Origin of the sequence: Streptomonospora salina, from assembly GCF_014204715.1 — a bacterium.
Lineage (GTDB): Bacteria > Actinomycetota > Actinomycetes > Streptosporangiales > Streptosporangiaceae > Streptomonospora > Streptomonospora salina.
Genome location: NZ_JACHLY010000001.1, coordinates 1,395,001 through 1,421,052 on the forward strand (window position 1 = coordinate 1,395,001; position 26,052 = coordinate 1,421,052).

General features: G+C 72.3%; 26 protein-coding genes. 5 read left to right on the forward strand and 21 right to left on the reverse strand.

The window, feature by feature from the left end:
- Positions 1-142: 142 nt before the first annotated feature.
- Positions 143-790, reverse strand: a complete 648-nt coding sequence (rdgB, locus tag HNR25_RS06205) for an RdgB/HAM1 family non-canonical purine NTP pyrophosphatase (RefSeq protein ID WP_184633753.1) — start codon at positions 788-790, stop codon at positions 143-145.
- Positions 787-1,506 carry a ribonuclease PH gene (rph, locus tag HNR25_RS06210; RefSeq protein ID WP_184633754.1) on the reverse strand — a complete coding sequence of 240 codons (720 nt, stop codon included), beginning with the start codon at positions 1,504-1,506 and terminating at the stop codon, positions 787-789. Before rph ends, rdgB begins: the two co-directional genes overlap by 4 nt.
- A gap of 202 nt (positions 1,507-1,708) precedes the next feature.
- Here rph and HNR25_RS06215 point away from each other — a divergent pair, with 202 nt between their 5' ends.
- Complete coding sequence (locus HNR25_RS06215) at positions 1,709-2,470, forward strand: hypothetical protein (protein WP_184633755.1); 762 nt, start codon at positions 1,709-1,711, stop codon at positions 2,468-2,470.
- Between the two features lie 32 nt (positions 2,471-2,502).
- Here HNR25_RS06215 and HNR25_RS06220 read toward each other — a convergent pair whose 3' ends face one another.
- The 7 genes from HNR25_RS06220 to clpS all read right to left on the reverse strand — a co-directional run bounded on the left by HNR25_RS06220 (position 2,503) and on the right by clpS (position 7,265).
- On the reverse strand, positions 2,503-3,273 hold the full coding sequence (locus HNR25_RS06220) for an MBL fold metallo-hydrolase (protein ID WP_184633756.1): 771 nt from the start codon (positions 3,271-3,273) through the stop codon (positions 2,503-2,505).
- A 225-nt stretch (positions 3,274-3,498) separates the two neighbouring features.
- Positions 3,499-4,311: a thioesterase family protein gene (locus HNR25_RS06225; RefSeq protein WP_246463530.1), complete on the reverse strand. Its 813-nt coding sequence runs from the start codon at positions 4,309-4,311 to the stop codon at positions 3,499-3,501.
- A 150-nt stretch (positions 4,312-4,461) separates the two neighbouring features.
- Positions 4,462-5,409: a PLP-dependent cysteine synthase family protein gene (locus HNR25_RS06230; protein WP_184633758.1), complete on the reverse strand. Its 948-nt coding sequence runs from the start codon at positions 5,407-5,409 to the stop codon at positions 4,462-4,464.
- Positions 5,410-5,417: 8 nt separating this feature from the next.
- A complete protein-coding gene (locus HNR25_RS06235) occupies positions 5,418-5,696 on the reverse strand; it encodes a MoaD/ThiS family protein (protein WP_184633759.1) in 279 nt (92 codons plus the stop codon).
- Positions 5,697-5,897: 201 nt separating this feature from the next.
- A complete protein-coding gene (locus HNR25_RS06240) occupies positions 5,898-6,320 on the reverse strand; it encodes a M67 family metallopeptidase (protein WP_184633760.1) in 423 nt (140 codons plus the stop codon).
- Positions 6,321-6,384: 64 nt separating this feature from the next.
- Positions 6,385-6,948, reverse strand: coding sequence for a DUF2017 domain-containing protein (locus tag HNR25_RS06245; protein ID WP_184633761.1), 564 nt, complete (start codon positions 6,946-6,948; stop codon positions 6,385-6,387).
- Between the two features lie 26 nt (positions 6,949-6,974).
- Positions 6,975-7,265, reverse strand: coding sequence for an ATP-dependent Clp protease adapter ClpS (gene clpS, locus HNR25_RS06250; RefSeq protein ID WP_184633762.1), 291 nt, complete (start codon positions 7,263-7,265; stop codon positions 6,975-6,977).
- Positions 7,266-7,458: 193 nt separating this feature from the next.
- Between clpS and HNR25_RS06255 the strand changes: the two genes are divergently transcribed.
- Together HNR25_RS06255 and HNR25_RS06260 are read left to right on the forward strand one after the other, a co-directional pair.
- Positions 7,459-8,772 (forward strand): nicotinate phosphoribosyltransferase, encoded by a 1,314-nt coding sequence (locus HNR25_RS06255; RefSeq protein ID WP_184633763.1) that lies wholly within the window; start codon positions 7,459-7,461, stop codon positions 8,770-8,772.
- A gap of 120 nt (positions 8,773-8,892) precedes the next feature.
- Positions 8,893-9,468 (forward strand): isochorismatase family protein, encoded by a 576-nt coding sequence (locus HNR25_RS06260; RefSeq protein ID WP_184633764.1) that lies wholly within the window; start codon positions 8,893-8,895, stop codon positions 9,466-9,468.
- A gap of 136 nt (positions 9,469-9,604) precedes the next feature.
- Here the strand turns inward: HNR25_RS06260 and HNR25_RS06265 are convergent, their stop codons facing one another.
- From HNR25_RS06265 to icmA, 12 genes are all read right to left on the reverse strand, one after another.
- Positions 9,605-10,393 (reverse strand): FkbM family methyltransferase, encoded by a 789-nt coding sequence (locus tag HNR25_RS06265; RefSeq protein ID WP_184633765.1) that lies wholly within the window; start codon positions 10,391-10,393, stop codon positions 9,605-9,607.
- Positions 10,394-10,538: 145 nt separating this feature from the next.
- Positions 10,539-11,549 (reverse strand): tryptophan--tRNA ligase, encoded by a 1,011-nt coding sequence (locus tag HNR25_RS06270; protein ID WP_184633766.1) that lies wholly within the window; start codon positions 11,547-11,549, stop codon positions 10,539-10,541.
- A 71-nt stretch (positions 11,550-11,620) separates the two neighbouring features.
- Positions 11,621-12,634 carry a zinc metalloprotease gene (locus HNR25_RS06275; RefSeq protein WP_184633767.1) on the reverse strand — a complete coding sequence of 338 codons (1,014 nt, stop codon included), beginning with the start codon at positions 12,632-12,634 and terminating at the stop codon, positions 11,621-11,623.
- A 228-nt stretch (positions 12,635-12,862) separates the two neighbouring features.
- Complete coding sequence (locus tag HNR25_RS06280) at positions 12,863-14,578, reverse strand: DEAD/DEAH box helicase (RefSeq protein WP_184633768.1); 1,716 nt, start codon at positions 14,576-14,578, stop codon at positions 12,863-12,865.
- Between the two features lie 137 nt (positions 14,579-14,715).
- Positions 14,716-14,877: a hypothetical protein gene (locus tag HNR25_RS06285; protein WP_184633769.1), complete on the reverse strand. Its 162-nt coding sequence runs from the start codon at positions 14,875-14,877 to the stop codon at positions 14,716-14,718.
- A gap of 7 nt (positions 14,878-14,884) precedes the next feature.
- The gene (locus HNR25_RS06290) at positions 14,885-15,688 is read right to left on the reverse strand and encodes a class E sortase (RefSeq protein ID WP_184633770.1); all 804 of its coding nucleotides are present in this window, start codon (positions 15,686-15,688) and stop codon (positions 14,885-14,887) included.
- Between the two features lie 439 nt (positions 15,689-16,127).
- Complete coding sequence (locus HNR25_RS06295) at positions 16,128-16,367, reverse strand: DUF3039 domain-containing protein (protein ID WP_184633771.1); 240 nt, start codon at positions 16,365-16,367, stop codon at positions 16,128-16,130.
- A gap of 728 nt (positions 16,368-17,095) precedes the next feature.
- Entirely contained in the window at positions 17,096-17,683 is a 588-nt protein-coding gene (locus tag HNR25_RS06300; RefSeq protein WP_184633772.1) for a YqgE/AlgH family protein, read from the reverse strand.
- Positions 17,684-17,738: 55 nt separating this feature from the next.
- Complete coding sequence (locus tag HNR25_RS06305) at positions 17,739-19,181, reverse strand: NAD-dependent malic enzyme (protein ID WP_184633773.1); 1,443 nt, start codon at positions 19,179-19,181, stop codon at positions 17,739-17,741.
- A gap of 282 nt (positions 19,182-19,463) precedes the next feature.
- On the reverse strand, positions 19,464-20,189 hold the full coding sequence (locus tag HNR25_RS06310; protein ID WP_184638905.1) for a cytidylate kinase-like family protein: 726 nt from the start codon (positions 20,187-20,189) through the stop codon (positions 19,464-19,466).
- A 225-nt stretch (positions 20,190-20,414) separates the two neighbouring features.
- Positions 20,415-21,359, reverse strand: coding sequence for a tetratricopeptide repeat protein (locus tag HNR25_RS06315; protein WP_184633774.1), 945 nt, complete (start codon positions 21,357-21,359; stop codon positions 20,415-20,417).
- Positions 21,360-21,492: 133 nt separating this feature from the next.
- Positions 21,493-23,223: a coenzyme B12-dependent isobutyryl-CoA mutase large subunit gene (gene icmA, locus HNR25_RS06320; RefSeq protein WP_184633775.1), complete on the reverse strand. Its 1,731-nt coding sequence runs from the start codon at positions 23,221-23,223 to the stop codon at positions 21,493-21,495.
- 299 nt (positions 23,224-23,522) lie between these two features.
- Between icmA and HNR25_RS06325 the strand changes: the two genes are divergently transcribed.
- Positions 23,523-24,749, forward strand: a complete 1,227-nt coding sequence (locus HNR25_RS06325) for a hypothetical protein (protein WP_184633776.1) — start codon at positions 23,523-23,525, stop codon at positions 24,747-24,749.
- A gap of 42 nt (positions 24,750-24,791) precedes the next feature.
- Positions 24,792-25,991, forward strand: a complete 1,200-nt coding sequence (locus tag HNR25_RS06330) for a hypothetical protein (RefSeq protein ID WP_184633777.1) — start codon at positions 24,792-24,794, stop codon at positions 25,989-25,991.
- The last annotated feature ends 61 nt before the right edge of the window (positions 25,992-26,052 follow it).

The following is a 26,052-nucleotide window of genomic DNA, read 5'->3' on the forward strand; positions in this document are numbered from 1 at the left end:
CGACGCCGGTTCCGCCTGCTCGCAGGACTGTGTCCCCGTCGGCCTCATATGTTAACCACAGATCGATCCCCGATGCAATACGGGGAGACGTTCCCCCGGGACCGGCCCCGCCGGCGGACCGGCGAAGCCGCCCGGTCCCGGGTCACAGCAGCTCGCCCAGCCTCCGGGCGAGCTTGCGGAAGGCGATCCCGCGGTGGCTGATGGCGTTCTTGTCTTCGGCGCTCATCTCGGCCGTGGTCCGCGCCTGTCCGTCGGGGACGAAGATCGGGTCATAGCCGAAACCGCCGGTCCCGCGGCGTCGGCGCAGCAGACTGCCGCGCAGCACGCCTTCGGCGGCCTCCTCGGTCTCCTCCCCGGGCCGGGGCGCGGTGCCGCGCGGCACGGCGAGCACGGCTGCGGCCACGAACTCGGCTCCGCGACGCTCGTCCGGGGTGTCGGCGAGCTGGTCCAGCACGAGGTCGAGGTTGGCCGCGTCCATGTCGCCGGACGCCGAGCCGAAGCGCCCGGACCAGCGCGCCGACAGCACCCCCGGCATCCCGTTGAGTGCGTCGACGCGCAACCCGGAGTCGTCGGCGATCGCCGGCAGCCCGGTATGGCGCGCGATCGCGCGCGCCTTGAGCCCCGCGTTGCCCGCGAACGTCGCTTCGGTCTCCGCGACCTCGGGGGCGTCGGGGTAGTCCGCCAGCCCGGCCACGTCGGCGTCCAGCCCCGCCCCGGCCAGGATCTCCCGCATCTCCGGCAGCTTCTTGGCGTTCCGGGTGGCCAGCACCACCGTGATGCGGTCGCTCATCCGGACAGCGCCTTCTTCTGGTGCTCGGTCAGCTCCGTGCAGCCGGAGACGGCCAGATCCAGCAGGCTGTCGAGCCGGGCGCGGTCGAACGGTGCGCCCTCGGCCGTGCCCTGCACCTCGACGAAGTCGCCCGACCCGGTGACCACGACGTTCATGTCGGTCTGGGCGACGGAGTCCTCCAGGTAGTTCAGGTCCAGGCGCGCCTGGTCCTGCACGATGCCCACGCTGATCGCCGACACCGAGTCCCTGAGCGGGTTGTTCTTCAGGTTGCGCTTCTTGCGCAGGTGCTTGAACGCATCGGACAGCGCCGTGTAGGCGCCGGTGATCGCCGCGGTGCGGGTGCCGCCGTCGGCCTGGAGCACGTCGCAGTCCAGTGTCACGGTGTGCTCGCCCATCGCCTTGAAATCGACGACGGCGCGCAGGGACCGCCCTACCAGGCGGGAGATCTCGTGGGTGCGGCCGCCGATCTTGCCCTTGACCGACTCCCGGGGGCCGCGGGTGTCGGTGGATCGGGGCAGCATCGCGTACTCGGCGGTGACCCAGCCCTCTCCGGTGCCGCGCCGCCAGCGCGGAACGCCGTCCTCGACGGTGGCCGCGCACAGCACGCGGGTGTCGCCGAACTCGATGAGGGCGGAGCCTTCCGCATGCCGCAGCCAGTTGCGGGTGATCGTTACGGGTCGCAGTTGGTTCGGAGCGCGTCCGTCGGGTCGTGCCATGCGCGAAAGCCTATCTGCGCGACAGCTTGAGGCGCGCCGCCGGACAGGCACGCGCGCCGCCGGCGCCACGAGGTATCCCTTGGCTTACGGTCACGCCGCACGCCCCCGGTTCGTGTCCGGAAGGTGACACCATGGGTGGTGCCGACGCGGTCGCGGATCGCGGGCGGCCTGAGCACCGCCGGATGTAGAGGGTCAGCACGCGATGAGATTCGTTCCGATAGAGGGATCGCGGACGCGGCTGGCCGTCGTCGCGGCCGTCGCCGCACTCACCGCCGGCGGGTGCGCGTCCGGTCCCGACGGCTCCTCCGATGCGGGATCGCCCTCGCCACACACGTCGGCGACGCCCTCCCCCGGATGGTCCGCCGTCGGCGGCGAGCCCGTTACCGGCCCCGCCCCCTCGCCCGACGCCGCCGAAGACGGCGAGGCCCGGGACCGCGGCGTCGATCCGCTGCCGCTGCCCGCCTCGTGCGACGCGACGGGCATCGAGGCGCACATGTCCGAGGCCGTCGACCGGCTGGAGCGCCCGGAGTTCACCGAGGTGCGCACCGAGAACCGGCTGGAGTGCTCCTGGGCCGGCTTCGACGCCAGCAACGGCAGCGAGGTCGTGATGGTGACCTTCACACCCGGCACGAGCGTTGTGGACTATCCCGGCCATGTGCCGGTGCGCGCCCGGCGCGACGACTCCTTCTTCACTACGGAGGCGCTGTCGGCGATGGGCGGGCTCGCGAAGTGGGACGCCGGCGAGATGTTCACCGGGGTGAATCTGCACCTGCCGGGCATGCTGGTGTCCACGACGAGCAATACCGAGCGGATCGAGACCCGCGCTCTGCTGGACGGAGCCACCGCGACCGCCCGGGAGATCCTCGCGGAGGCGCCGTTCCAGGAGGGCACCTCGGCGGCGCCGGCGAGTCCGGCCGCCGGTTCCGCACTTCCGGAGGGCGACGGCGGCGCCCCCTCCCGGTAGGACCCGGCGGGGGCGCCATAGGGACCGCCGGATCAGACCGGGTTCAGGGCGGTGTCGCCGATCTCGTAGACACCGCCGGAGCGGGCGAGGTCGATGGGCCCGTCGTAGGTGCTGCGCGCCTCGGCGACGGTGCACTCGTCGTCGTTCCAGGGCACCAGATGGGTCAGGAGCAGCCGCTGGGCCGCCGCGCGCGCCGCGTGCTCGCCCGCTTCACTGCCGGTGAGGTGCATGTCCTTGGGGTGCTCCCGGTGATCGTGGAAGGACGCCTCGCACAGGAACAGGTCGGTGCGGTCGGCGAGGGAGACCAGCTCGTCGCACGCGCCGGTGTCGCCGCTGTAGGCGAGGCTGCCGCCCCGGTGCTCCAGGCGGATCCCGAAGGCGTCGACCGGGTGGTTCACGCGGTCCAGGCGTGCGGTCATCGGACCGACGGAGATCTCACCGGGGGCGAGCTCGCGGAAGTCGAAGGTCTCGCGCATGCCGGGGTCGGAATCCAGGCCGTAGACCTCGGCCATCCGGTCGGCCACCCCCGGCGGACCGTACACCGGCAGGGGCGGTTTCGGACCGTCCGGCGCGAAGGTCCGGGCGACCCAGTAGGAGCAGAGGTCGAAGCAGTGGTCGGCGTGCAGATGGCTGAGATAGACGGCGTCGATCCCGTAGATGTCGGCGTAGCGCTGCAGCACGCCGAGCGCCCCGTTCCCCATGTCCAGCAAGAGCCGGAACCCCTCGGCCTCCACCAGATAGCAGGAAGCGGGGCTGGCCGGACCGGGGAAGCTTCCCGAAGAGCCGATGATGGTGAGTCGCACGGTGCATAGCCTTTTCACTGGGGTGCCTCCGCGGAGACGCACACGTGAAGCCGGTGTATCGCGTGGTGGGCCCCTGCGTGTTCTCCGTGTTACGGGTCTACCCCAACGACCGCACCAGCGGTACCGAATGTGGCTCGCGTCTCACGCGTGTTGAATCACATGTGAGTTGTTCACACATACCAACACACCTGTTTTTCCAGGTCAGATCGGTACAAACCGGAAGGTCTACCAATCCGACCGCGCAAGTTGGCGGCTCTGCGCCACCAGGGTTCCCTTCACATCCCACAGGTCCACGGTCTCGTCGAACCAGCCGTCGTTGACGGCGTCGGCACGCGCGCGGAACATCAGCGGGCCCGGTTGGGGCACCGCGCGCATGTGCCAGGTGAGTTCGACCGTGGGGGCCCAGCGCCAGGAGCCGAAGACGGTGACCACGGGCGGCAGGGCGTCGACGGCCAGCGGAAGGAACAGGGCGGGGTCGTCGCAGGCGGGGCCGCCGTCCTCCTCGCTGACGTGCAGGTAGCCGGCCAGGTCGGGCGCGGGCTCGGCTGCGCGGCCCCGCAGCCGCTGCCAGGACTCCTCGGTGTAGTACTGGGCGACCCGGCGGATGAAGGAGGGGGCCTCCTCGGCCCCGGCGCGCGGGTCGTAGACGCGGCACCGGGCCATGGGCGGCAGCTGCGGCGCGGCGACGGCGTACTCGGGAACCGCACCGGAGTCGATCTCGGCGGTGGCGAGGGTACCGGTCACACACGGCTTTCCCGCTTGGCGCAGCGTGACGCGCACGGTGGCGACGGTGCGTCCGGCCTTGAGGACCTCGGTCTCGACCGCGGCCGGACCGGCCCCGGCGGGGCGCAGGAAATTGAACGACGAGGAGACCGCGTGCGGGTGCGGGGAGGCCTCCAGCGCGGCGCGCTGCATGACGGCCATCATGTAGCCGCCGTTCATGGCCTGGCCGATGAGGTATCCGGCGTCGAGATCGGCGGTGTAGCCGCCTTCGGCGGAGGACGCGGTGACGGCGGTGGCGGTGTCGAATCGGGTCATGGGACCCATTGAACCGAACGCCGTTCTATTCGTGCCACCCGCCCCCGGTCTGCGCTCGCGACGACGGCGGCGGGGGATGCGGATACGGCTGCGGGCGGGCACCGGTCGCGCTCCGGATGCCCGCCCGCTCACCTGCCCGGCGCTCCGGGCCTAGGCCCAGAGTTGGCCGTCGATACGCTGCTCCGCCTCTTCGAGCGTCCCCTCGTAGGCGCCGGTGGAGAGGTACTTCCAGCCGGCGTCGGCGATGACGAATGCGATGTCGGCCTCCTCTCCGGCCTTGGCCGCCTTGGCGGCCATACCCATCGCGGCGTGCAGCGCACCGCCGGTGGAGATGCCCGCGAAGATGCCCTCGTTCTCCAGCAGCTCGCGAGTGCGCTTCAGCGCGGCGTCGGAGGGCACCGAGAAGCGGGTGGTGAGCACCGACTCGTCGTAGAGCTCGGGAACGAACCCCTCGTCGAGGTTGCGCAGCCCGTAGACCAGTTCGCCGTAGCGGGGCTCGGCGGCCACGATCTTGGTCCCGGGCCGCTGTTCGCGCAGGTACCGGCCGACCCCCATGAGGGTGCCGGTGGTGCCCAGACCGGCTACGAAGTGCGTGATCCCGGGAAGGTCGGCCAGCAGCTCGGGCCCGGTCGCCTCGTAGTGGGCACGGGCGTTGGCCGGGTTGCCGTACTGGTAGAGCATCGCCCAGTCGGGGTGCTCGGCGGCCATGGCTTTGGCGACCCGCACCGCCTCGTTGGAGCCGCCCTGGGCCGGGGAGTAGTGGATCTCGGCTCCCCACATCTCCAGCAGCTGGCGGCGTTCGGCCGAGGTGTTCTCCGGCATCACGCAGACCATCCGGTAGCCGCGCAGCTTGGCGACCATGGCGAGGGAGATGCCGGTGTTTCCGGAGGTCGGCTCCAGGATGGTGCAGCCCGGCGTGAGCACCCCGTCCTTTTCGCCCTGCTGGACCATGGCGAACGCGACGCGGTCCTTGATCGAGCCGGTGGGGTTGCGGTCCTCCAGCTTGGCCCACAGCCGCACGTCCGGCGACGGAGAGAGCCGGGGCAGCCCCACCAGCGGGGTGCCGCCCAGCGAGTCCAGGAGGGAGTCGAATCGCATGGCGGCGGTCAGCGCATACCGCCCGCGACCGCGGGCAGGATCGTGACGGTGTCGCCGTCGGCCACCGGGGCGTCCATCCCTCCGAGGAAGCGGACGTCCTCGTCGTTGAGGTAGACGTTGATGAAGCGGCGCAACTTGCCGTCGGCGACGATTCGCTCCTGCAGCCCGGGGTGGCGCTTGTCGAGGTCGGTGATGAGCTCGCCGAGGGAGGATCCCTCGCCCTCGACGGCCTTGGCGTCGCCGGTCAGGTTGCGCAGGATCGTGGGGATGCGGACCTCGATGGCCATGAGCGTTTCTCCGTAGCGTGTGGACGTCTGCGTCTGTGTGCTGTCGCGGGCGTGCGGACGCCGGCCGCGCCGCCCGTGGGCGCGCACTCTGTTGCTCTGGTTTCCAACAGGCCGGGCCTGGCGCTGATTCCGCACCGGAGCCGCGGGTTGCGCCCGGGGCGGGCGCGGGGACCGGTCCGACCGGCCGCGCCGCGGGCCGCCCTAGGCGGCGGGCTCGTCCTCGACGACCTCGACCGGCTCCTCGGTCACCTCGCCGTCCACGATGCGGTAGGAGCGGAACTCCTCGGTCTCGGGGTCGCGGGTGGAGACGAGTACGTAGTGGGCATGGGGCTCGGACGCGTAGGAGATGTCGGTGCGCGAAGGGTAGGCCTCGGTGGCGGTGTGGGAGTGGTACACGACCACGGGCTCCTCGTCGCGGTCGTCCATCTCGCGCCAGACCGTGAGCTGCTCCTTGGAGTCGAACCGGTAGAACGTCGGAGAGCGCTCGGCGTTGGCCATCTCGACGAACCGCTCGGGCCGGTCGGACCCCTCCGGGCCGGCGACGATGCCGCACGCCTCATCGGGGTGGTCGCGGCGCGAATGAGCGACGATCCGGTCGTAGATCGTGCGGTTGATCCTCAGCATGGGTCTCAGCGTAGCCGAGGAAATTTCCCTACCCACCCACTGGGTATGTCTTGTCGCCCCGGGTTCACTTCCCTCCTTCCGCGGCGTCGGACAGCGCCTCCACCAGGCTCTCCTGCAGCATGCCGAGCCAGTCGTACAGGTGCATGGCCGCGGCGTCGGTCTCGGGGACCGCGTCCTCACCGCGCAGGTAGGCGTCGTGGGTCTCCTCGTCGATCCCCAGCCGGGTCCCCAGGGCGAGCCGGACGTCGTTGAGGGACTTCATCCAGGCGTGGGCGCCGCCGGCGTCGAGGTCGACCCGCCCGCCGCCGTCGGCGGGCAGCGCGTCCAGGATCCGGCGGGCGTTCTCGCGCTTGTGCAGGCGCAGGCCGTCCTCGGTGTAGCGCCGGAAGTCGCCGGCGGCGCCGGCGTCGTCGCCGTAGGCGTCGGGGAAGAGCCGGGCGAGCACGGGATCGTCGGGCTTTTCGGCGTTGGCGCCGATGCCGACGATGCGCTCGAATTCGTCCTTCTCCGGCGGCGCTTCCACCAGGTCCAGGACGAGTCCGCCCATAGCGCGCAGAATATCGGCCTCGTCGGAGTCGAGGTCGATCACCACGCCGCCGCCGGCGGCGGCTCGGAATCCGAATGCCATCCAGGTCGCCTTTCCGCGGCCGCCCGTCACGTGTCCTGCTGCAGTGTGGCCCATAGGCCGTATTCGTGCAGGGTCGCGACGTCGCGCTCCATCTCTTCCCTGCTGCCGCTGGAGACCACGGCGCGGCCCTTGTGGTGGACGTCCAGCATGAGCTTGTGCGCCGTACCCCGGGGGTAGCCGAACACGGCCTGGAAGACGTAGGTGACATAGGACATCAGGTTGACCGGGTCGTTCCACACGATCGTCACCCACGGGAGGTCCGGCGCCGCACGCTCCTCGGTCTCGGGGCGCTCCAGACCGGCCGGGGCCGTACTCATGGGGTTCACCTGCCTCTGGTCACCGTCGTTCGGCTGTAGCTGCGCGGGGGCGGCCGCTGCGCGGCTGTCCGGGCCGCCGCGTTCCGCATCCGCTGCCCTCCATGGTGCCACTGTTGGAAGGCGGTTCTCGTGGGCAGAGTCATAGCAGGCGCCCTATTTTGATACTGATAGTCACAAACTAGGCTGATGCGCTATGACCCACGATGCGAGCAGCGCGCTCCTCACCGACAGGTACGAGTTGACGATGCTGCAAGGGGCACTGCAGAGCGGGGCCGCGGACCGGCGGTGCGTGTTCGAGATGTTCGCCCGCAGGCTCCCCGAGAATCGCGGCTACGGCGTCGTCGCCGGCACCGACCGGTTCCTGGAAGCGCTCCAGCGCTTCCGGTTCGACACCGCGGCGCTGGACTACCTCGCCGACACCGGCGGATTCGACGACGCCACGCTGCAGTGGCTGGCCGACTACCGCTTCACCGGCGACATCTGGGGCTACGGCGAGGGCGAGTGCTACTTCCCCGGATCGCCGATCCTCGCCGTCGAGGGCACCTTCGCCGAATCGGTGCTGCTGGAGACCGTCGCGCTGTCGGTCTACAACCACGACAGCGCCATCGCCTCGGCGGCCTCGCGCATGGCGCTGGCCGCCGGAGACCGTCCCATCATCGAAATGGGTTCGCGCCGCACCCACGAGATGTCGGCGGTGGCGGCGGCCCGCGCCTCCTACCTCACCGGGTTCGCCACGACGTCCAATCTGGAGGCGGGACGCCGGTACGGCATCCCCACGGCGGGCACCAGCGCACACTCGTTCGTACTGGTGCATGACACCGAGCAGGGGGCCTTCGAGGCGCAGCTGCGCGCCCTGGGCGAGGGCACCACGCTGCTGGTGGACACCTTCGACGTGGAGGAGGCGGTGCACACCGCCGTCGAACTGGGCGGCCCCGGGCTCGGCGGTGTGCGCGTCGACTCCGGCGACCTCGGCCGCACCGCTTACCGGGTGCGCCGCCAGCTGGACGCGCTCGGCGCACCCGACACCCGCGTCATCGTCACCGGCGACCTCGACGAGCACGCCATCCAAGCCCTGGCCGTCGCCCCCGTCGACGGCTACGGGGTCGGCACCGCGCTGGTGACCGGTTCCGGTTCGCCCACCGCGTCGCTGGTCTACAAGCTCGTCGCCCGATCCGCGCACGGCGGCGGCGAGGAACTGGTTCCGGTGGCCAAACGCTCGGTGGGCAAGCCCAGCAAGGGCGGGCGCAAGTGGGCCTCGCGCCGCACGGACGAGAACGGCGTCGCCACCGCCGAGTTCGTCCACGAGAAGCCGCCCCAGGACGAGCCGCGCCTGCGTCCGCTACAGCAGCGGCTGGTATCCGGCGGCGAGGTCGTGGGCCGCGAACCGATCGGGCAGGCGCGCGAGCGCCACGCCCGCTCCATCGCCGAGCTCCCCGAGACCGTCCGCCGCATGCACCGGGCCGAGCCCGTGATCCCGACCCTCTTCGAACAGCCCGCCCAGGTCTGAGTTCCGGGCCGGCGGGGCAGGCAAGGACACAGACGGATTCGGGCGGGCCGGCGCTACGGACCGGACACATCCGGCGCCGGGATCCGGCGGCGCCGCCCACCCGGCGGAAGGAGGACCGCTATGCGGGCATTGATCGTCGTCGACGTGCAGAACGACTTCTGCGAGGACGGAAGCCTGGCCGTGTCGGGCGGCGCCGCGGTGGCCGAGGCGGCGTCCGGACACATCGCCGACAACCGCGCCTCCTACGGAAGGATCGCCGCCACCCGCGACCACCACATCGATCCCGGCCCCCACTTCTCCGACGACCCCGACTTCGTGAACAGCTGGCCGCGGCACTGCGTCGCGGGCACGCACGGCGCCGAGTTCCATCCCGGCTTCGCGACCGGCGACGTCGGCGCCGTGTTCCGCAAGGGGCAGTACAGCTCGGGCTACAGCGGGTTCGAAGGCGAAACCGACGACGGCCGCACCCTGGAGGAGTGGCTGCGCGGCAACGGCGCCACCGCCGTCGACATCGTGGGCATCGCCACCGACCACTGCGTGCGGGCGACCGCGCAGGACGCCGCCGACCGCGGATTCGACACCCGCGTCCTGCTGGGGCTGACGGCCGGCGTCTCCCGCGCGAGCGTCGACGCCGCGCGGACCGGCATGGCCGCACACGGCGTACGGCTGGAGGGCGAACCCGTCGTAGCGGAATGAGGGGCTGTCGGGCGTCGGGGCGCGCGCGCCGCGCCGACGGACGCCCGCCGGTCTCTGAACGCCCGTCTCTGAACGCCCGTCTCTGAACACCCGGGCCGCGGGACCGCCGCCTGCGGTCCGGCGGCCCGGACGGCGGTCAGTCCCGCCGTACAGCGGTGAACAGGTAGTTGCGGTGCCCCTCGCGCACCCGGTCGGCGCTGCGCCATGCGCCGGCCACCCGTGCGCGCATGCTGTAGCCCAACTGCGCCAGCCGTTCGACCAGGTCGTCCGCGCGCGCACCGTACTTCGCCAGGTGGCGGTCCTCGATCTCCAGCAGCAGCGCCGGCCGGTGCCTGCGCAGTGTCGCCGCAGCACCGTCCAGCACCGCCAGCTCGGCGCCCTCGACGTCGGCCTTGACGAAGTCGACGCGCCGCTCGCCCGATTCGCCGACCAGCGTGTCGAGCGTGCTCACCCGCGTCTCGACGGTGCGCTCGGCGCCGAATTCGGCGTTGGGCCCCCGCCCGTGCGCCCCGGTCGTCAGGAAGGCGCGGCCGTGCACGGGCAGGCCGCGGCGCATCGGCAGGCTCAGCGTGCCGGCGCCCTCCTCGGCGCCGACGGCGCGGCGCAGGACGCGGACGTTGCGGGCCCCCAGCGTGCGCGCCGCCGAACGCAGGAACCGGGCCGGTCCGGGCAGCGGCTCCACGGCCCAGACCCGGCCACCGGGGCCGGCGAGACCGGCCAGGGCGAGGGTGTAGAGCCCGTATTCGGCGCCGATGTCCAGGCACACGTCGCCCGGCCGGACGATCTCGGCCAGACCGGCGACCTCGCGTTCGAGGAAGAACGCGTGCGGTGACAGACCGCGCAGCGCGGCGGCGACCGCCCGCACTCCGGGCGCACCGCCGGGTGCGGCACCGGACCGCAGCCGGGGGTGGGAATCAGAGGTCATGCGTCCTCACAGCAGCCGGGGGTCGGGGCGGTCTCCGCTCCGGAGACCGCCATGCTAGACCCGCTCGAACCCTCCAGTGCGCCGGACACCCCGGCCGCCCGCCGGGGCGGCCGGGAGTCGCCCGCGGCTCCGGTCCGGACTCCGCTCAGTCGATGCCGATCGCGCGGCGGACCTCGGCGAGGGTCGCTGCGGCGCGGCGGCGGGCGCGCCGGGCGCCGGTTTCCAGGATGTCGTCGAGTTCGCTTCCCGGCTCCATCAGCTCGCTGTAGCGCTCGCGCATCGGGCCGAACCGGGTGTCGATCTCGTCGAAGAGCTCGTTCTTGAGGTCGCCCCAGCCCATGCCGCCGGCCTCCAGGCGCTTGCGGACGTCGTCGGTGCGTTCGGGGGCGGCGAGGTAGGCCAGCAGCCGGAACGGAACGGAGCCGTCGGGGTCCTTGGGCTCCTCCACCGGGGTGGAGTCGGTGGGGATGCGCCGGACCAGCTTCTTGAGCTTGTTCTCCGGCATGAACAGCGGGATGTGGTTCTCGTAGGACTTGCTCATCTTCCGCCCGTCGACGCCGGGCAGGATGCTGCCGTCGCCCTCGGGGTAGGCGCCCTCGGGGACCGGGAAGCTGTAGTGCTCGCCGTAGAGGCGGTTGAACGCCTGGGCGATGTCGGCGGTGTACTCGATGTGCTGCGTCTGGTCGCGGCCGACGGGCACCACGTCGGTCTCCATGATGAGGATGTCGGCGGCCATGAGCACGGGGTAGTTGAACAGCCCCATGTTGATCCCGGAGTCGAGCTCGGAGCTGCCCGCCGCCTCGTTGCGGTCGCGCGCGGCCTTGTAGGCGTGCGCCCGGTTCATCAGCCCCTTGGGAGTGACCGTCGACAGGATGGTGGCCAGCTCGAAGACCTCGGGCACCGACGACTGGCGGTAGAGCACGGTGCGTTCGGGATCGAGCCCGCAGGCGAGCCAGGTGGCGGCGACCGACCGGATGTCCGCACGCAGTTTCTCCGGTTCCTTGACGGAATTCAGCGAATGGTAGTCCGCGAGGAAGTACAGGCTGTCGTTGGACTCGGCTGCGGTCAGCGCGGGCCGGATCGCGCCGTAGTAGTTGCCGAGGTGGGGCATGCCCGAGGTCTGGATGCCCGTGAGGTAGGTCTTGGTCGCTGCCATGCCGCCGAGTTTATCGGGGCGCAGGCGGGCACCGGCGTTCTCCCGCCGCCGGCGGCGGGACGGCGGCGCGGTCAGGGCCGGGGCTGTCGGCCCGCTTGCTGCTGCGGGTCGCGGAACGCCGTCCAGTGCTCGGACATGCGCTGGGCCTGTCCCGCGGTGAAACGGTCCAGGCAGGGGTCGTCGCTGTAGTTCATGAAGTTGTGCACGGGATCGGCGCCTTCGCGGTGGGGGCAGGTGTCGCGGCCTTCGGGGCAGCCGGAGGACTGCTCGGCCTCGTAGGGGGTGTCGTCGACGTAGTCGCCCGGATCGGTGCACCCGTTCTGGAACGTGTGGAAGAGGCCGAGCCAGTGCCCGGTCTCGTGCACGGCGGTGTAGCCCAGGTCGAAGCCCGCGTGGCCGCCGCCGGGGACGGTGCGCCGGTCGACCACCACGCCGTCGGCGGCGGGATCCTCCGGATACTCCTGGGGGAAGGCGGCCCGCCCCAGGACTCCGTCGCTCAGCGGGGCGATGTAGAGGTTGAGCGTCTCGGCGCCGCCCTGGCGCAGGCCGCTTTTGATCCGGTCCTCGTGGGCGCCGAAGTCCTCGAACCACGCGTCGTCGCCGGTACGGGTGAGGTCGGCGAGCCGGAATCCGAACCCGGTGTCGGCGCCGGAGTAGCCGCCGCCGTAGGCCGTGTCCAGCACGTCGATCTGCTCGCGCACGGTGCTGTCGGCGACGTCGCCCGTACCGTCTTCGGCGTGCACGATGTGCACTGCGACCGGCACGGTCGCATCCTGCCGGACCTGTCCGGGGCGCGTGCCCTGGCGTGCGCGCAGGGCGGCGCGCAGCTCGCGGTCGTACTCGGCGGCCTGTTCGGCGGTGAGGTGGCCGTCGTCGTCGCGGTGGTGCCCGCCGCCCGGCACGGGGCCGTCCTCGATCGGGCAGTCGGCGTGGCGAGCAGCGGGGGCGGCCGCCGCGGCGGGCGCAGCGGCAAGGGCACCGCCCGCCAGCGCTCCGGCACCGACGGCCAGGGCACCGCACAGGCACAGCACAGTGCCCGATTTGCCGCTGATGGCGTCACTCAGGGTCTTTCCACCGTAGTCCATACACACGGACGGTAGTGAATCGATAACGCACAATGTCGGGCGGCATGCCCAGCTTGCACAGTGTTTGCCGGTACTTGCGCGGCCGTCGCCCTGCACGGACCGGCCCCGCCGCGGCGGGCGGCACGGGTGCAGCAGACCGCCGCACCACACCCGGCTCCCGTCCGCCGTCCGCTCCGCTGCTCCGTGCTGCGGAGCCGCGGGCGCCCGCGCCCCGCCGGAGAAAACGACCTAGCGCTGCCCCGTGGCCCAGGCGCGGATCTTGGCGATGCGCTCACGGATCTGATCCTGGCTCGCCTGGGCGATGGGCGGGCCCCCGCAGACCCGGCGCAGCTCGCTGTGGATCACGCCGTGCGGCTGTCCGGTGCGGTGGTGCCAGGCCCCCACCAGCGAATTCAGCTCCTTGCGCAGGTCGGCGAGGACCTCGTGGGCGGGCGGACCGCTCTCCTGCTCCTCGGGGGCCTTGTGCTCGCCGGCCTTCTGCTCGGATTTGCGCTTGCGCAGCAGCTGGCTGACCTGCTCGGGCTCCAGGAGGCCGGGCAGGCCCAGGAAGTCCTCCTCCTCGGGCGAGTCCGGCGTGCCGCCGCCGAACTCCGAACCGTCGTAGAGCGCCCGGTCGAACTCGGCCGAGGCCTCCATGGTCTCGAAGGGCAGCTCGTCGCCGGCGTCGGGGGTGTCCCGCTTCTTCCGGGACTCCTCGACCAAGTCCTCTTCGAGGTCGCCGTCCTCGCGCAGAGGGCGGTCGAGCGCGTGGTCGCGCTCGCGCTCCAGCTCCCCGGCGTACTCCAGCAGGGTCGGCACCGAGGGCAGGAACACCGACGCCAGCTCGCCCCGCCGGCGGGTCCGCACGAAGCGCCCCACCACCTGGGCGAAGAACAGCGCCGTGCTGGTGGTGGTGGCGTAGACGCCCACCATCAGCCGCGGCACGTCGACTCCTTCGGAGACCATGCGCACCGCGACCATCCACCGGTCGTCGGAGTCGGCGAAGCGCTTGATCTTCTTGCTGGCGGTGGGGTCGTCGGAGAGCACCACGGTGGCGCCGCGCCCGGTGATCTGCCGCAGGATGCGGGCGTAGGCCCGCGCGTTCTCGTGGTCGGTGGCGATCACCAGGCCGCCGGCGTCCGGGTGGCTGTTGCGGACCTCGGTGAGCCTGCGGTCGGCGGCCGCCAGCACCTTCTTGATCCAGTCGCCCTTGGGATCCAGCGCCGCGCGCCACGCCTGGGCCAGCGCGTCCTGGGTGAGCGGTTCGCCCAGGTGCGCGGCCAGCTCGTCGCCGGCGGTGGTGCGCCAGCGCATCTCGCCGGAATAGGCCATGAACATCACCGGGCGCACGACGCCGTCGGCAAGCGCCGGCGCGTAACCGTAGCTGTAGTCCCAGGCGCAGCGCCGCACGCCGTTGGTGTCCTGCACGTACTCGACGAACGGGATCGGGTTGACGTCGGAGCGGAACGGCGTGCCCGTCAGCGCGAGCCGCCGCGCGGCGGGCTCGAACGCCTCGCGTACCGCCTCGCCCCAGGAGAGCGCGTCGCCGGCGTGGTGGATCTCGTCGAAGATCACCAGGGTGCGGCGGGATTCGGTGCGGTTGCGGTGGAGCATGGGGTGCGCCGCGATCTGCGCGTAGGTGACGGCCGCGCCGGTGTACTGCTTGCCCAGCGCACCCTGCCCGTTCTTGAACTCCGGATCGATCGCGATGCCGAACGCGGCCGCCGCCTCGGCCCATTGCTTCTTGAGGTGCTCGGTGGGACAGACGATGGTGACCGACCGCACGGCGTGGCGGGCCAGCAGCTCGGCGGCGAGGGTCAGCGCGAACGTGGTCTTGCCGGCGCCGGGAGTGGCCACCGCCAGGAAGTCGCGCGGCTCGCGGCGGAAGTACTCCCCGTAGGCCTCGCGCTGCCACTGCCGCAGTCCGCTCAGCCGGTCCTCGGTGTTGGTGTCGACAAGCGTCATGCTGAATTACCCCAGTTGCTCACGGGGACGAGGGTATCCCGCGCCGCCCCGGCGCATGCGGCGTGTCCACGGGTGCGTTCGTCACTCCGCGGCGCGCCGCGGGCGGAACCGCGGCGGTCGCCCCCGGCCACCCGGCCCTAGGGTGCCTCGACTGCGCCGTCGTTGAACGGCATATAGGGGTCGATCGCCGGGAAGACGTAGTACCACAGCCCTGCCGCGATCCCCGCGACCAGTACCGCCGCCAGCAGCAGGCGCACCGGCCAGGGGCCCGGCAGTACACGCCAGATCAGACCGTACATCGGCTGATCACTCCCCCTCTTGCCGGCGGTCCGGAGCCATGTCGGCGATGCTGTCGGGCATGCCGTCCTCCTTGGGGCGGGTGTCGGTCAGCTCGGCGTGGACGATCAGCCGGTGCGTGTTGTCGAGCTTGGGTGCGCAGGTCGTCAGTGTCAGCAGGCTGCGCTGCGGGTCGTCGTTGTTCTCGGAATCGAACGGGTCGGGGTCGACCACGTCGACCTCGTCGGGGGTGACCGTGCGCTCTTCGACGACTTCGTAGGTGTAGAAGTTGTCGCCGTCTTCGAGTACGAGCTCGTCGCCGTCCTCAAGCACGTCGAGGTCCCAGAAGATACCGGGGTTGCGGTGCCCGGCCACGGCGTAGTTGCCCTGCTCGCCGGCTGCGGTGGCGTCGCCGCCGGAGACGTCGCCGTCGCGGTAGTGGCCCGGGCTGTAGCGGATGTCCTCCTGGGATACGCCGTTGACGACGACCCACTTCAGATCCAGCTCGGGAACGTAGAGGCGGCTGTCGGCGGCGCCGGGCATGGCGCCGGCGTCGGGGCCCCCCTCCTCTTGCTGCTGCGACCAGCTCTCCTCCAGTCCTTGGGAGAGCTGCTGCTGCTCCTGGTCGGTCTCCAGCTGCTTGCCGTAGACCTCGTAGGCGGCGAAGAAGAGCATCAGCAGGCCGGCGGTGAACAGCAGCTCGCCGACGATGCGCACGACCCCGCGGGCGACGTCGCCGCCGCCGGTGCGCCGCTGCGGGGGCTTCCTGCGGCGTCCCCGGGCGCGGCCCCGGCGCTCGGTGCGGTGCGCATGCCGTTCTCTGGTGGAGACCATGTGACCTGCCGTCGGTTTCCGTCGCCGCCTGGGCACCCGCTCACGGTGAGCGGCGTCGCCGTGGCACGTGGGCGCGGGTGCGGCGGTCGGGGTGGTGGAGTCGGGTGGCCTCGGAGCGCATTCGGTACGCATTGGGCGTTCTTCGCCACGGGGCCCGAATGCGGCGATCGGCCCACAGTGGAGGGTACCGCTTCTGCGCGCCGGGGGCGGCGAACCCCGCCGAATCCGACGGAACCCGCATCACCGGGGATGCGCCGCCGCCGGCGCACGTTCGGCACGCGGGAAACACCGAGGGCGCGGGGCCTCGCGCCGCCGCGCCCGTCCGCTCCGAGCGGCCCCCGTGCCGGCCGCCGGCCGCAGCGCGCCTCCGGCCCCGGCGCAGCACAGCGCGCGGCCGCCGACCCGTGTACCCGGCCGGGACTCCTGCGGAACCGCGAGGTCAGCCCTTCATCATCTCCTCGTAGATCTCCTTGCACTCGGGGCAGACCGGGAACTTCTTCGGGTCGCGGTTGGGCACCCACACTTTGCCGCACAGGGCGATCACCGGATTGCCGGTTATGGCACTCTCGGTGATCTTGTCCTTCTGCACGTAATGCGCGAACCGCTCTCGGTCGCCGTCGTCGTGCGAAACATCCGGCTGAGTCTCGCTGTCCGGAAGCACCTTGTTGACAACGTCCATCAGGCTTTCTGCGGCGGGCCCCCCGGTCTTCAGACCGAGGAGAGCGCCGCTCCCTCCTCTCGGTTGGTATAGCCGCAACCGCCTCCCCGTCGGGGGAGGCGGACGTGGCGGTAGTGGATGTCTTTCACGATGCGGCGGGCCGTACGGACGGAGAAGCTGCCGTCGGGCCGCACTGCGGCCCGACCGGTGCGGGTCCCGGCGTTCCCGCCTGCGGGCGCGACGGCGCGGACGCGACCGCCCGGGGCGACGGCGAGGAACGTCCGCAGCGGCACCTCGGCCCGGGCCGGGATGTTCGCCGGTCGTGCGGACCCGGCCTGGAGGACGCCGGCAGTGCGGTCCTTCGGCCGGACGGTGCGGAGACCACGGCGGTGCACGACCGCGCGTACCTTCCGGGCCCCGGCGGGCGGGTACGGCTGGAGCGGAGGGCGGTGCCGGTCGAGCACGACCGCGTAGGGCTCGGACCGGGCGGGGGTCCCGCGGCCCTGCTCCCCGGCCCCGGAGGGGTCGGGGGCGGCGGCCCCGGGCCGCTGAGGAGGCACGGCCCGGCGGGTCTGCGGTCCTGTGTGGAACGTAGCCAACGGGGTCACCTCCCTAACCTGCCGGCCGGTGCCGGCAACGGCGGGCCACGGCCGATCGGGCCGAAAGCCCCCGCCTCCAAGCGGGGAACCCGTCACCGGACCCGCGCACCTCCTCCATGCTCGTTCCACGGTATCCGGCGGAGCCGACGCTCAGTTCAGAGTCGGGTCGTCGGGATAGGTCGATACCAAGGCGAGATCCCCGCCCTGGCGGCGCAGCACCCGCGGCCACAGCGACTCGGGGGCGGGGGAGAACACGTCCTCGGCCACCGCGGGCACGACATACCACGCGTCCTCGTCGATCTCACCGGCCAGCTGGCCCGCGTCCCACCCGGCGTAACCGGCGAACACGCGGAAGCGGCCGAGCGCACCGCCGAGGATCTCGGGCGGCGCGTCGAGGTCGACGACCCCCATCCCGTCGACCCGGGATTCCTCGTTCGGGGTGCCGTCGAGGGGGCGCCACCCCGGTGGGGCGTGGCCGCCGCCGGGCATGCCCAGCGCCAATCCGGACCCGGTCCCCACCGGGCCGCCGGAGAACATCACCGCGGGCTCGGTGGCCACTCCGCTCCAGTTCTCCAGGACCTCGTCCACCGCCACCTCCATGGGGCGGTTGACGATCACGCCGAGCGTGCCCTCGCCCGGATCGTCGTCGATGACGAACACCACCGCCCGGCGGAAATCGGGATCCTCCAGCACGGGGGTCGCCACCAGGAGGCTCCCGGTCAGAGTCGGCTCGTCCATGCTCCACGTCTACCCGCATCGCCCGGCGGAATCCAGTCCCGCGGCGCCCCCGGAGTCACCGCTGCGGCCGTGCGCGGCCGCCGCCGGCCGGACGCTCGGCGCGCCGGGCCTGCTCGCGCAGCGCCGCTTCGCGCACGGACGCGGCGACCTGCTGGGCCAGATCGGGCTGGAAGACGCTGGGGATGATGTAGTGCGGGCCCAACTCCTCGTCGGTGACGACGTCGGCGAGCGCCTTGGCCGCGGCCACCATCATGTCGGCGTCGACATGGTCGCTCTGGGCGTCGAGCAGGCCGCGGAAGACGCCGGGGAACACCAGCACGTTGTTGATCTGGTTGGGGTAGTCGCTGCGCCCGGTGGCCACCACGGAGGCGTGCAGGTGGGCGACCTCGGGGTCGACCTCGGGGTCGGGGTTGGCGAGCGCGAAGATGATGGAGTCGTCGTTCATCTCGGCGACGTCGGGGCCCTCCAGGACGTTGGGCGCCGAGACGCCGATGAACACGTCGGCTCCGCGCACCGCTCCGCGCAGGTCGCCGGTGTAGCCGTCGGGATTGGTGTTCTCGGCGATCCAGGCGAGGTTGGGGTCGAGGTCGCCGCGGCCGGAGTGCACCGCGCCGTGCACGTCGCAGACGACGATGTGCTCGGCGCCGGCGTGCATGAGCAGTTTGAGGATCGCGGTGCCCGCCGCTCCGGCTCCCGACATCGCGATGCGGACCCCGCCGAGGTCCTTTCCGAGCACCCGCAGCGCGTTGCGCAGCGCCGCCAGCACGACGATGGCGGTGCCGTGCTGGTCGTCGTGGAAGACGGGAATGTCCAGCAGGTCGCGCAGCCGCTCCTCGACCTCGAAGCAGCGGGGCGCGGAGATGTCCTCCAGGTTGATGCCGCCGAAGCCGGGGGCCATCAGCTGCACGGTGCGCACGATCTCGTCGACGTCCTGGGTGTCCAGGGCGATCGGCCAGGCGTCGATGTCGGCGAAGCGTTTGAACAGGGCCGATTTGCCCTCCATCACCGGCATGGCCGCCTGCGGGCCGATGTTGCCCAGTCCCAGCACCGCCGACCCGTCGGTGACCACGGCGACGCTGTTGCGCTTGACGGTGAGGCGGCGCGCGTCGTCGGGGTTGGCCGCGATGGCCTGGGAGACCCGGGCGACGCCGGGGGTGTAGGCCATGGACAGTTCGTCGCGGTTGCGCAGCGGCACCTTGGACTTCATCTCGATCTTGCCGCCGAGGTGCAGCAGGAAGGTGCGGTCGCTGACCTTGTGCACCGTGACGCCCTCGATCGCGCCCAGCGCGTCGACGATGGCCTGGGCGTGGTCGGTGTCGCGGGCGGCGCAGGTGACGTCGATCCGCAGCCGCTCGTGGCCCGCGGAGGCGACGTCCAGGGCGGTGATGACGCCACCCACGTGCTCGGCGGCGGTGGTGAGGCTGCCTACCGCGGCGCCGTGTCCGTCGAGCTCCAGGCGAACCGTGATGGAGTAGGAAACGCTGGGAAGGGTGGCCACGAAATGCTCCTTGGAATTCACGGATGTGCCGCGGGGCTGCCACAGGCCCGCAAAAGCCGGCGCGCGGGGTACGGCGGAGGCCGGGCGGCGCGATCATGCTGATTGGCGCCAGTGCCGCGGGCGGCCGCCGGGTGGCTGGCAGCGGAACGCGCTGACGGGCGGACGACGGCACCGGGGGTGCACTCCTCATAGTGCCATCGGCGCGCGTCCTGCGGCGCAGGTCCCGGGTGAGAATGCGGACACCCGCGCGGGCGCGGCGCGGGCCGCCCGGCCGCGGACGGGTCAGCGGTCGCGGGCGCGCTCGCGGGCCATCCGCTCGACGACGTCGACGCAGGCTTCCAGGGGCAGCGCGGTGGTGTCCAGCACCGCGTGGTACAGCGACGAGGAGGCCGGATCGGCCCTGTAGAACCGGCGGACGTAGGCCGCGCGGGCGCGGTCGTTGTCGCGCAGGTCGCGCATGGTGGGCGGGTTCCACGGCTCCGCGCCGCCGGCCCGGCCGCTCTCGCCGACCTCGCCGGCGCCCGGTGCGCTCTCGGGACCGGTCGCCTGTTCACGCAGTCGGGCGGACTGCGACAGGCGCCGCTCGGGCGGCCCGTCGAGGCGGACGTGCAGCACCCCGGGGGTGTCGGCCAGCACCAGCGCGCCGGCGCGCCCGAGGATCACGCCGCCGGACCGGGCCACCTCGCGGATGGTCTGCTCGGTGCGCTCGACGAACTCCCGGTCGAACAGGAGCCGCCCGCTGCCCTCGGCGGCGTGCACGTAACTCATGTCGACGCTGCCGGGCGTGACGGCGGGCATCCGCGCGACGCCGGCGAGCAGGCGCTGCAGGCCGGTGGGTGCGCGGTCGTCGTGTTCGAGCACGTCCTGCAGGGAGCACCCGATCTCGCGGGCGACCGCCGTGGGAACGGCGCGGTCGACGAAGGCGACGCCGAGCCGCTCGGCGACCGCCGGGCCGATCACGCTGCCGCCGGCCCCGAAGGCCGCCGATACCGTCACCACGTACGCCATAGCACTCACCGCCACGGTCGGACCCGGTGCCCGCCGTTTCGGGCACCCGTGCCCCCGTGGTACCCGGCGCGGGTCGCTCGGCCACCTCGCGGCGGCGGTCCCTCCCGCTGAGTGTCCCAGCGCGGGGCGCGGCCCGCGGCGGCGGACGGTGTGTCGGACCGGCCCGCCGCCGCGGAGGCGCCGGCGCAGCGCAGCGGTACCGCGCGGCCTCGGCGCCCGGTCGGCTCAGAACAGCGCGGAGGTGAGGGCGCGGCGGCCCTTGGCCACACGCGGGTCACCGCTCGGCAAGAGCTCGAACAGCGACAGCAGGTGCCCGCGCGCCTGGTCGCGGGAGTCGCCGCCGGTGCGCCGCACGGTGCCGACCAGACGCTCGAAGGCGTCCTCGACCTTGCCGCCGTACATGTCGATGTCGGCGACGTCGATCTGGGCCTGGACGTCGTCGGGGTCGTCGGCGGCGGCCTTGCGGCGCTCGTTCGCGTCACCGAGCTTGCTGACGCGCCCGTAGAGGCGGATGTGGGCGAGCTTGAGCTTGGCTTCCTCGTCGCTCGGGTCGGCCTCGACCGCCTTGGTGTAGACGGCCTCGGCGGCTTCGAAGTCGCCGCGCTGGAGGGCCTCCTGGGCCTCGGTGTCGGCGGCGCTCTGCTCGCCGGCCTCGCCCTCCTCTTCACCGGCCTCCTGGCGCTCGCCCAGGCCGCTGTACTCCTGGGGCAGCACGCCCTGCTCGCGCAGACCGTCGAAGATCTGGCCGAGCCACTCGCGCAACTGGTCGTAGTCGGCGGGACCGCTCGGTCCGGGCACGACCTGGCCGCCGATCACCATGGCGATCGTGGGTACCGCCTGTACCCGCATGGCCTGGGCGATCTGCGGGCTCGCCTGGACGTCGACCTTGGCTACGGCCCACTGGCCGCCGGCCTCGACGGCCAGCCGGTCCAGGGCGCGCTCGGTCTGGTCCGACTGCTCGGAACGCTGCTGGAGCACCGCCAGGACGATGGGTGCGTTCATCGAGCGTTCGAGGACTTCCTGTTGGAAGTTCTCCTCGGTGATATCGATGGCATACGGGTTGGCGTTGCCGGACGACTCGTCGGCCTGCCGCTTGGCCTCGCGATCCAAGGCCGCCTTGCGAGCTCCGAGGTCGACCGCGCTCTGCATGGAGTTGTCCGAAGGCTGCATGCTTCCATCCTGCCGCATACAGCGGCGCGACGGTGAATGTTGCGCGGCCCGGGCCGCCTGCGGCCACCGCCCGGGGCGCCGCGCCGGCCCGCGCAGGGTCCGGCGCGCCGTCCCGAGCGGGCGCCGGGCGCTGTCACAGGCGCGGTTCCTCGGTGTAGGTGCCGAACTCCTCGCCCATGGCCCTGCAGATCTCGCCGAGGGTGGCTTCGGCGCGCACGGCGTCGAGGATGACCGGGATCAGGTTGGGGCGGGCGGGGTCGCGCACCGCGGAGAGGAGTTCGGCCAGGGTCCGGTCGACGGCGGCCCGGTCGCGCCCCTCGCGGCGCCCGGCCAGGGTCTGCTTCTGCTCGCGCTCGATCTCGTGGCTGATGCGCAGGGTCTCGACCTCGCCGGTGACCGACTGAGTGTGGCGATTGACACCGACGATGCGCTTCTCGTCCTTCTCCAGGGCCTGCTGGTACTGGAACGCCGACTCGGCGATCTCGGAGGTGAACCACCCGTCGTCGATGCCGGCGAGGATCCCCGAGGTGATGGGCCCGATCCCGTGCTCGGCGTCGGCGCCGCCGCCCATGCGCTCGATGCGCTCGAAGATGCGCTCGGCTTCGGCTTCCATGCGGTCGGTCAGCGCCTCGATGTAGTAGGAGCCGCCCAGCGGGTCGGCGACGTTGACCACCCCGGTCTCCTCCCGCAGGACCTGCTGGGTGCGCAGCGCGATCTCGGCGGACTGCTCGGTGGGCAGCGCCAGGGTCTCGTCCAGGGCGTTGGTGTGCAGCGAGTTCGTGCCCCCGAGCACGGCCGACAGCGCCTCGACCGCGGTGCGCACCACGTTGTTGTAGGGCTGCTGGGCGGTCAGCGAGACACCCGCCGTCTGGGTGTGGAAACGCAGCCACTGGGCGCGCTCCTCGGTGGCGCCGAAGCGGTCGCGCATCCAGCGCGCCCAGATCCTTCGGGCGGCGCGGAATTTGGCGATTTCCTCGAAGAAGTCGACGTGGGCGTCGAAGAAGAACGACAGGCCGGGCGCGAAGCGGTTGACGTCCAGCCCGCGCGACAGCCCCAGTTCGACGTAGCCGAAACCGTCGGCCAGGGTGAACGCCAGCTCTTGGGCGGCCGTGGCACCGGCCTCGCGGATGTGGTAGCCCGACACCGACAGGGGTTTGAACGCGGGGATGCGTTCGCCGCAGTACTCCATCAGGTCGCCGATGAGGCGCAGGTGCGGCTCGGGCGGGTAGAGCCACTCCTTCTGGGCGATGTACTCCTTGAAGATGTCGGTCTGCAGAGTGCCGTCGAGTACGGAGGTGTCGGCGCCCTGGCGCTCGGCGGCGACCAGGTACATGCAGAAGACGGGGACGGCCGGGCCGCTGATGGTCATGGACGTGGTGACGTCGGTCAGCGGGATGCCGTCGAAGAGGACCTCCATATCGGCCGCGGAGTCCACGGCCACGCCGCAGTGGCCGACCTCGCCCAGAGCGATGGAGTCGTCGGAGTCGTAGCCCATGAGCGTGGGCATGTCGAAGGCCACCGACAGTCCGCCGCCGCCGTTCTCCAGGATCATCCGGTAGCGCTCGTTGGTCTGGCGCGCGTTGCCGAACCCGGCGAACTGGCGGATGGTCCAGGGGCGCCCGCGGTAGCCGGTGGCGTAGAGCCCGCGGGTGAAGGGGAACTCGCCCGGCCACCCGATCCGCTCGAAGCCGGGGGCCTCGGTGTCCTCCGGGGGCCCGTAGACGGGATCGACCGGTTCGCCCGAGAGCGTGGTCCGGGCCTCGGGGGCGCCGCCGCCCCGACCGCCGGAGCCGGGTGTGCGCGCCGCGTCGTAACGCGCCTGCCAGCGGGCGCGGCCCGCGGCGATGTCTTCAGGGTTGGCCATACTCCAATAGTAGGACGTCCAACTAAAAATGCATAGGTCGCCGCTGAGGCGTCCCGATTCATCCGGATCCGGCGCGCGGATAGTGCGGCGTGAGGCCCGCACAGCAGAAAAGGCCACGCGCCGGATGAAATCCCCGGCGTCGACCGCCGCCCCGGGCCATCCGCCGCCTCGCCGGACGGGCTACCGCCGAACACCGGAACCGATACCCGCCGGAAAAGCGGGGACGGCGGCCGCGCGGTTGACGCCGCCGATCCGGCGGTGAAGCATGTGCGGCCGATCCCCCACCCGGAAAGATCCCCATGACCGATGACCGAATCGCCGACGCCGATCCCGCCGAGGCGCGTGTCGACCTCGATTCCCTCCCCCGCCGCGCCCGCGCCATGCTGGAGCTGCTGGCGGTCCTGGGCCCATCGGACGTCCCCCGATCGATGCTGATCGAGGAACCCTCCGTGCACCTCTACATGGACGCGCCCCCGAGCAGCCCCCGCTCGATCCTCGGCAGGGTCGCGCAGTTCCGGTTCATCCGAAGCGACGGCAACGAGGCGGACCGGGCCCTGCGCCGACTCGCGAAGAAGGGGCCGGTGTCCCAGGCGAGCGCGGAGACCGTCGGCGCGACGGCGCCCGCCCGACGGGCGGCGCTGAAAGCGATGCCGGAGCGAGCGCGCGAACGCGCCGTACTCGCCCTCGCCCCTGCCCTCGACGACCAGTGGACCGCCTCCCTGGATGACGACTTCGAGGCACCGGAGGCGCCGGAGGTCGACGGGCCGATGCTGGCCCGCGCCGAGAACCTCATCGGCCTGGGGCGCGAGACGCTGCTGGCGGACTGGTCCGACGTCCTGGAAACCTACGGTTACCGGCCGGCCCACTCAAGCGACCGCACCTTCGACGAGGCCCTCGGCTTCTGGCGCGGCTTGGAATCCGACCTCGAACGCCTGCACGGCCCCGGTAGCGGCGTCCACGCCCGCGAGGAGCTGCAGCGCCCGCTGAGCAGCGGCGGAGGGCACCACGCCGAGGAGGCGATCGAGCTCTACACCGCGGACATCGCGACCTACCGCCGCGTCCACGGTCCCGAGCACGAGAACGTCTTCCTGGTCCGTGCCGGGCACGGCGCTGCCGTAGCCGCCGCAGGCCGGCACGACGAGGCCGCGGCCGAACTCGCATCGGCGCTCGCCGAGGCCGAAGCGGCCCACGGATCGGTGTCGCGCTCCGCCGGCCCTGTGCACATCGCGCTGGCAAAGGCCCACAGCGCCGCTGACCTCGGCGACGACGCGGTCGCGCAGCTCGAAGGCACGCTCGCCGCGTTCGCGCGTCCCGACGCCGAGAAGTCGGCAGACGTTCTCCGCATGCGCGCGGACATGGCCCGCGAACTCGAAGAGCTGGGCAGCGCCGACTCCGCAGCCGAAGCGTGCCGGAACCTGCGCACCGACGTGCGCGCGTCCCAGCGCCGCTTGAGCACCACCCGCGGCGCCCTTCTCGACCGGGTCGAGGCGATCCTCTCCCGTGTCGACGACACGACCGCCGCGTAACCGCAACGGCCGTCCCGACCGCATATCCCTGGAAAGGCACCTGTGACCCACGAGCGACCCGCCCCGGAACCCGCCGCGCCCTCCCGGCGCGCCCGCGCGCTGCTGGACATCGCGGCGCTGCTGGGCACGGGGGGATTCCCCGAGGACCTGCTGACCGCCTCCGGCGGCATCTTCGCTTACCTGGACGCCGCACCCGGTCAGCCGCGGATCCCCGGATTGGCCGGCCGGCTGCGCGACCGGCTGCGCAAGCGGACCGACGCCGGAGCGGTGCATGCGGCGCTGGCCGAGCTGCGCACGCTGGGATACGTGGCCGGCGACGGCTCCGGGACGGTCTTCGTCCACGAGTCGGCGCGGCGGAACATGCCCGCCGCGCCGGACGGCGAGGCCTTCGCCCGTGCCGTCGCCGCCGCCGCCGAGGCGCTGCACGACCACTGGCCGGACGCGCCCCCCGCCGACGAGCGCGCCGAGGCCGACCTGACGATGCTGGCCTGCACCGCGGCCCTGTCCGAGGCGGCGGGCGACACCCTGCTGGAGCAGAACACCGACCTGCTCTTCGCGGCCGGCCACCGGATGCGCGAGTCCCCGCAGTACTCGGCCGAGCAGGAGGCGGAGTTCTGGCAGCGGCTGCAGGACGATTGCGAGCGCGTGTCGGGCGCCGATTCCGAAGACGCGTTCGGGGTCCGGGAGCAGCTCGGCGGTGCGCTGCTGGCCCGCGGCGAGCAGTGGGCCGAGACCGCGGCACGGCATTACGACCTTCTCCTCGCCGACCGCAGCTCTGCCGTGGCGCCGGGGGACGAAGAGCTGCTGGCCACCCGGGCCAACCGCGGCGAGGCCCTGGCCCGGGCCGGGCGCGCCGAGGAGGCCGTGGCCGACCTGGAGGCGGCCCTCGCCGAGGCCGCGGACCACGGTGTGCCGCCGTGGCCGTGGACCGCCCACCTGCGCAGCCGCCTCGCCCTCGCCCACCGGCTGGCGGGCCGCCTCGACACCGCCCTGGCGCTGCGCATGGAGGAGGTCGAAACCGCGGAGCAACGCTGCGGCCGGACATCCGGCCAGGCGCTGTACGCCCGTCTGGACCTGGCCTGCGAGCTCCGCGACACCGATCTCACCGAGGACGCCGCCGAAGCTTTCCGGGAACTGCGCGAGGACTGCGGCCGGCTGCCCGCCCCCCTCGATCCCCTCCCGCGGCGCGTGTCCGAGGAGGCCCGGAGGGCGCTGGAGGGACTGGAGCACGCCGCGGGGTGAATCCGGCGATCAGCGGTTCAGGGCCCTGCCGGGTGCGGTGCCGCGCGCGGATCCGGGTGCG

What these genes read in the sequence shown, in the direction of transcription:
- rdgB (WP_184633753.1), bottom strand. Translation starts at nt 790, where the DNA reads ATGAGCGACCGCATCACGGTGGTGCTGGCCACCCGGAACGCCAAGAAG.
- rph (WP_184633754.1), bottom strand. Translation starts at nt 1,506, where the DNA reads ATGGCACGACCCGACGGACGCGCTCCGAACCAACTGCGACCCGTAACG.
- HNR25_RS06215 (WP_184633755.1), top strand. Translation starts at nt 1,709, where the DNA reads ATGAGATTCGTTCCGATAGAGGGATCGCGGACGCGGCTGGCCGTCGTC.
- HNR25_RS06225 (WP_246463530.1), bottom strand. Translation starts at nt 4,311, where the DNA reads ATGACCCGATTCGACACCGCCACCGCCGTCACCGCGTCCTCCGCCGAA.
- HNR25_RS06230 (WP_184633758.1), bottom strand. Translation starts at nt 5,409, where the DNA reads ATGCGATTCGACTCCCTCCTGGACTCGCTGGGCGGCACCCCGCTGGTG.
- HNR25_RS06235 (WP_184633759.1), bottom strand. Translation starts at nt 5,696, where the DNA reads ATGGCCATCGAGGTCCGCATCCCCACGATCCTGCGCAACCTGACCGGC.
- HNR25_RS06240 (WP_184633760.1), bottom strand. Translation starts at nt 6,320, where the DNA reads ATGCTGAGGATCAACCGCACGATCTACGACCGGATCGTCGCTCATTCG.
- HNR25_RS06245 (WP_184633761.1), bottom strand. Translation starts at nt 6,948, where the DNA reads ATGGCATTCGGATTCCGAGCCGCCGCCGGCGGCGGCGTGGTGATCGAC.
- clpS (WP_184633762.1), bottom strand. Translation starts at nt 7,265, where the DNA reads ATGAGTACGGCCCCGGCCGGTCTGGAGCGCCCCGAGACCGAGGAGCGT.
- HNR25_RS06255 (WP_184633763.1), top strand. Translation starts at nt 7,459, where the DNA reads ATGACCCACGATGCGAGCAGCGCGCTCCTCACCGACAGGTACGAGTTG.
- HNR25_RS06260 (WP_184633764.1), top strand. Translation starts at nt 8,893, where the DNA reads ATGCGGGCATTGATCGTCGTCGACGTGCAGAACGACTTCTGCGAGGAC.
- HNR25_RS06265 (WP_184633765.1), bottom strand. Translation starts at nt 10,393, where the DNA reads ATGACCTCTGATTCCCACCCCCGGCTGCGGTCCGGTGCCGCACCCGGC.
- HNR25_RS06270 (WP_184633766.1), bottom strand. Translation starts at nt 11,549, where the DNA reads ATGGCAGCGACCAAGACCTACCTCACGGGCATCCAGACCTCGGGCATG.
- HNR25_RS06275 (WP_184633767.1), bottom strand. Translation starts at nt 12,634, where the DNA reads ATGGACTACGGTGGAAAGACCCTGAGTGACGCCATCAGCGGCAAATCG.
- HNR25_RS06280 (WP_184633768.1), bottom strand. Translation starts at nt 14,578, where the DNA reads ATGACGCTTGTCGACACCAACACCGAGGACCGGCTGAGCGGACTGCGG.
- HNR25_RS06285 (WP_184633769.1), bottom strand. Translation starts at nt 14,877, where the DNA reads ATGTACGGTCTGATCTGGCGTGTACTGCCGGGCCCCTGGCCGGTGCGC.
- HNR25_RS06290 (WP_184633770.1), bottom strand. Translation starts at nt 15,688, where the DNA reads ATGGTCTCCACCAGAGAACGGCATGCGCACCGCACCGAGCGCCGGGGC.
- HNR25_RS06295 (WP_184633771.1), bottom strand. Translation starts at nt 16,367, where the DNA reads ATGGACGTTGTCAACAAGGTGCTTCCGGACAGCGAGACTCAGCCGGAT.
- HNR25_RS06300 (WP_184633772.1), bottom strand. Translation starts at nt 17,683, where the DNA reads ATGGACGAGCCGACTCTGACCGGGAGCCTCCTGGTGGCGACCCCCGTG.
- HNR25_RS06310 (WP_184638905.1), bottom strand. Translation starts at nt 20,189, where the DNA reads ATGGCGTACGTGGTGACGGTATCGGCGGCCTTCGGGGCCGGCGGCAGC.
- HNR25_RS06315 (WP_184633774.1), bottom strand. Translation starts at nt 21,359, where the DNA reads ATGCAGCCTTCGGACAACTCCATGCAGAGCGCGGTCGACCTCGGAGCT.
- icmA (WP_184633775.1), bottom strand. Translation starts at nt 23,223, where the DNA reads ATGGCCAACCCTGAAGACATCGCCGCGGGCCGCGCCCGCTGGCAGGCG.
- HNR25_RS06325 (WP_184633776.1), top strand. Translation starts at nt 23,523, where the DNA reads ATGACCGATGACCGAATCGCCGACGCCGATCCCGCCGAGGCGCGTGTC.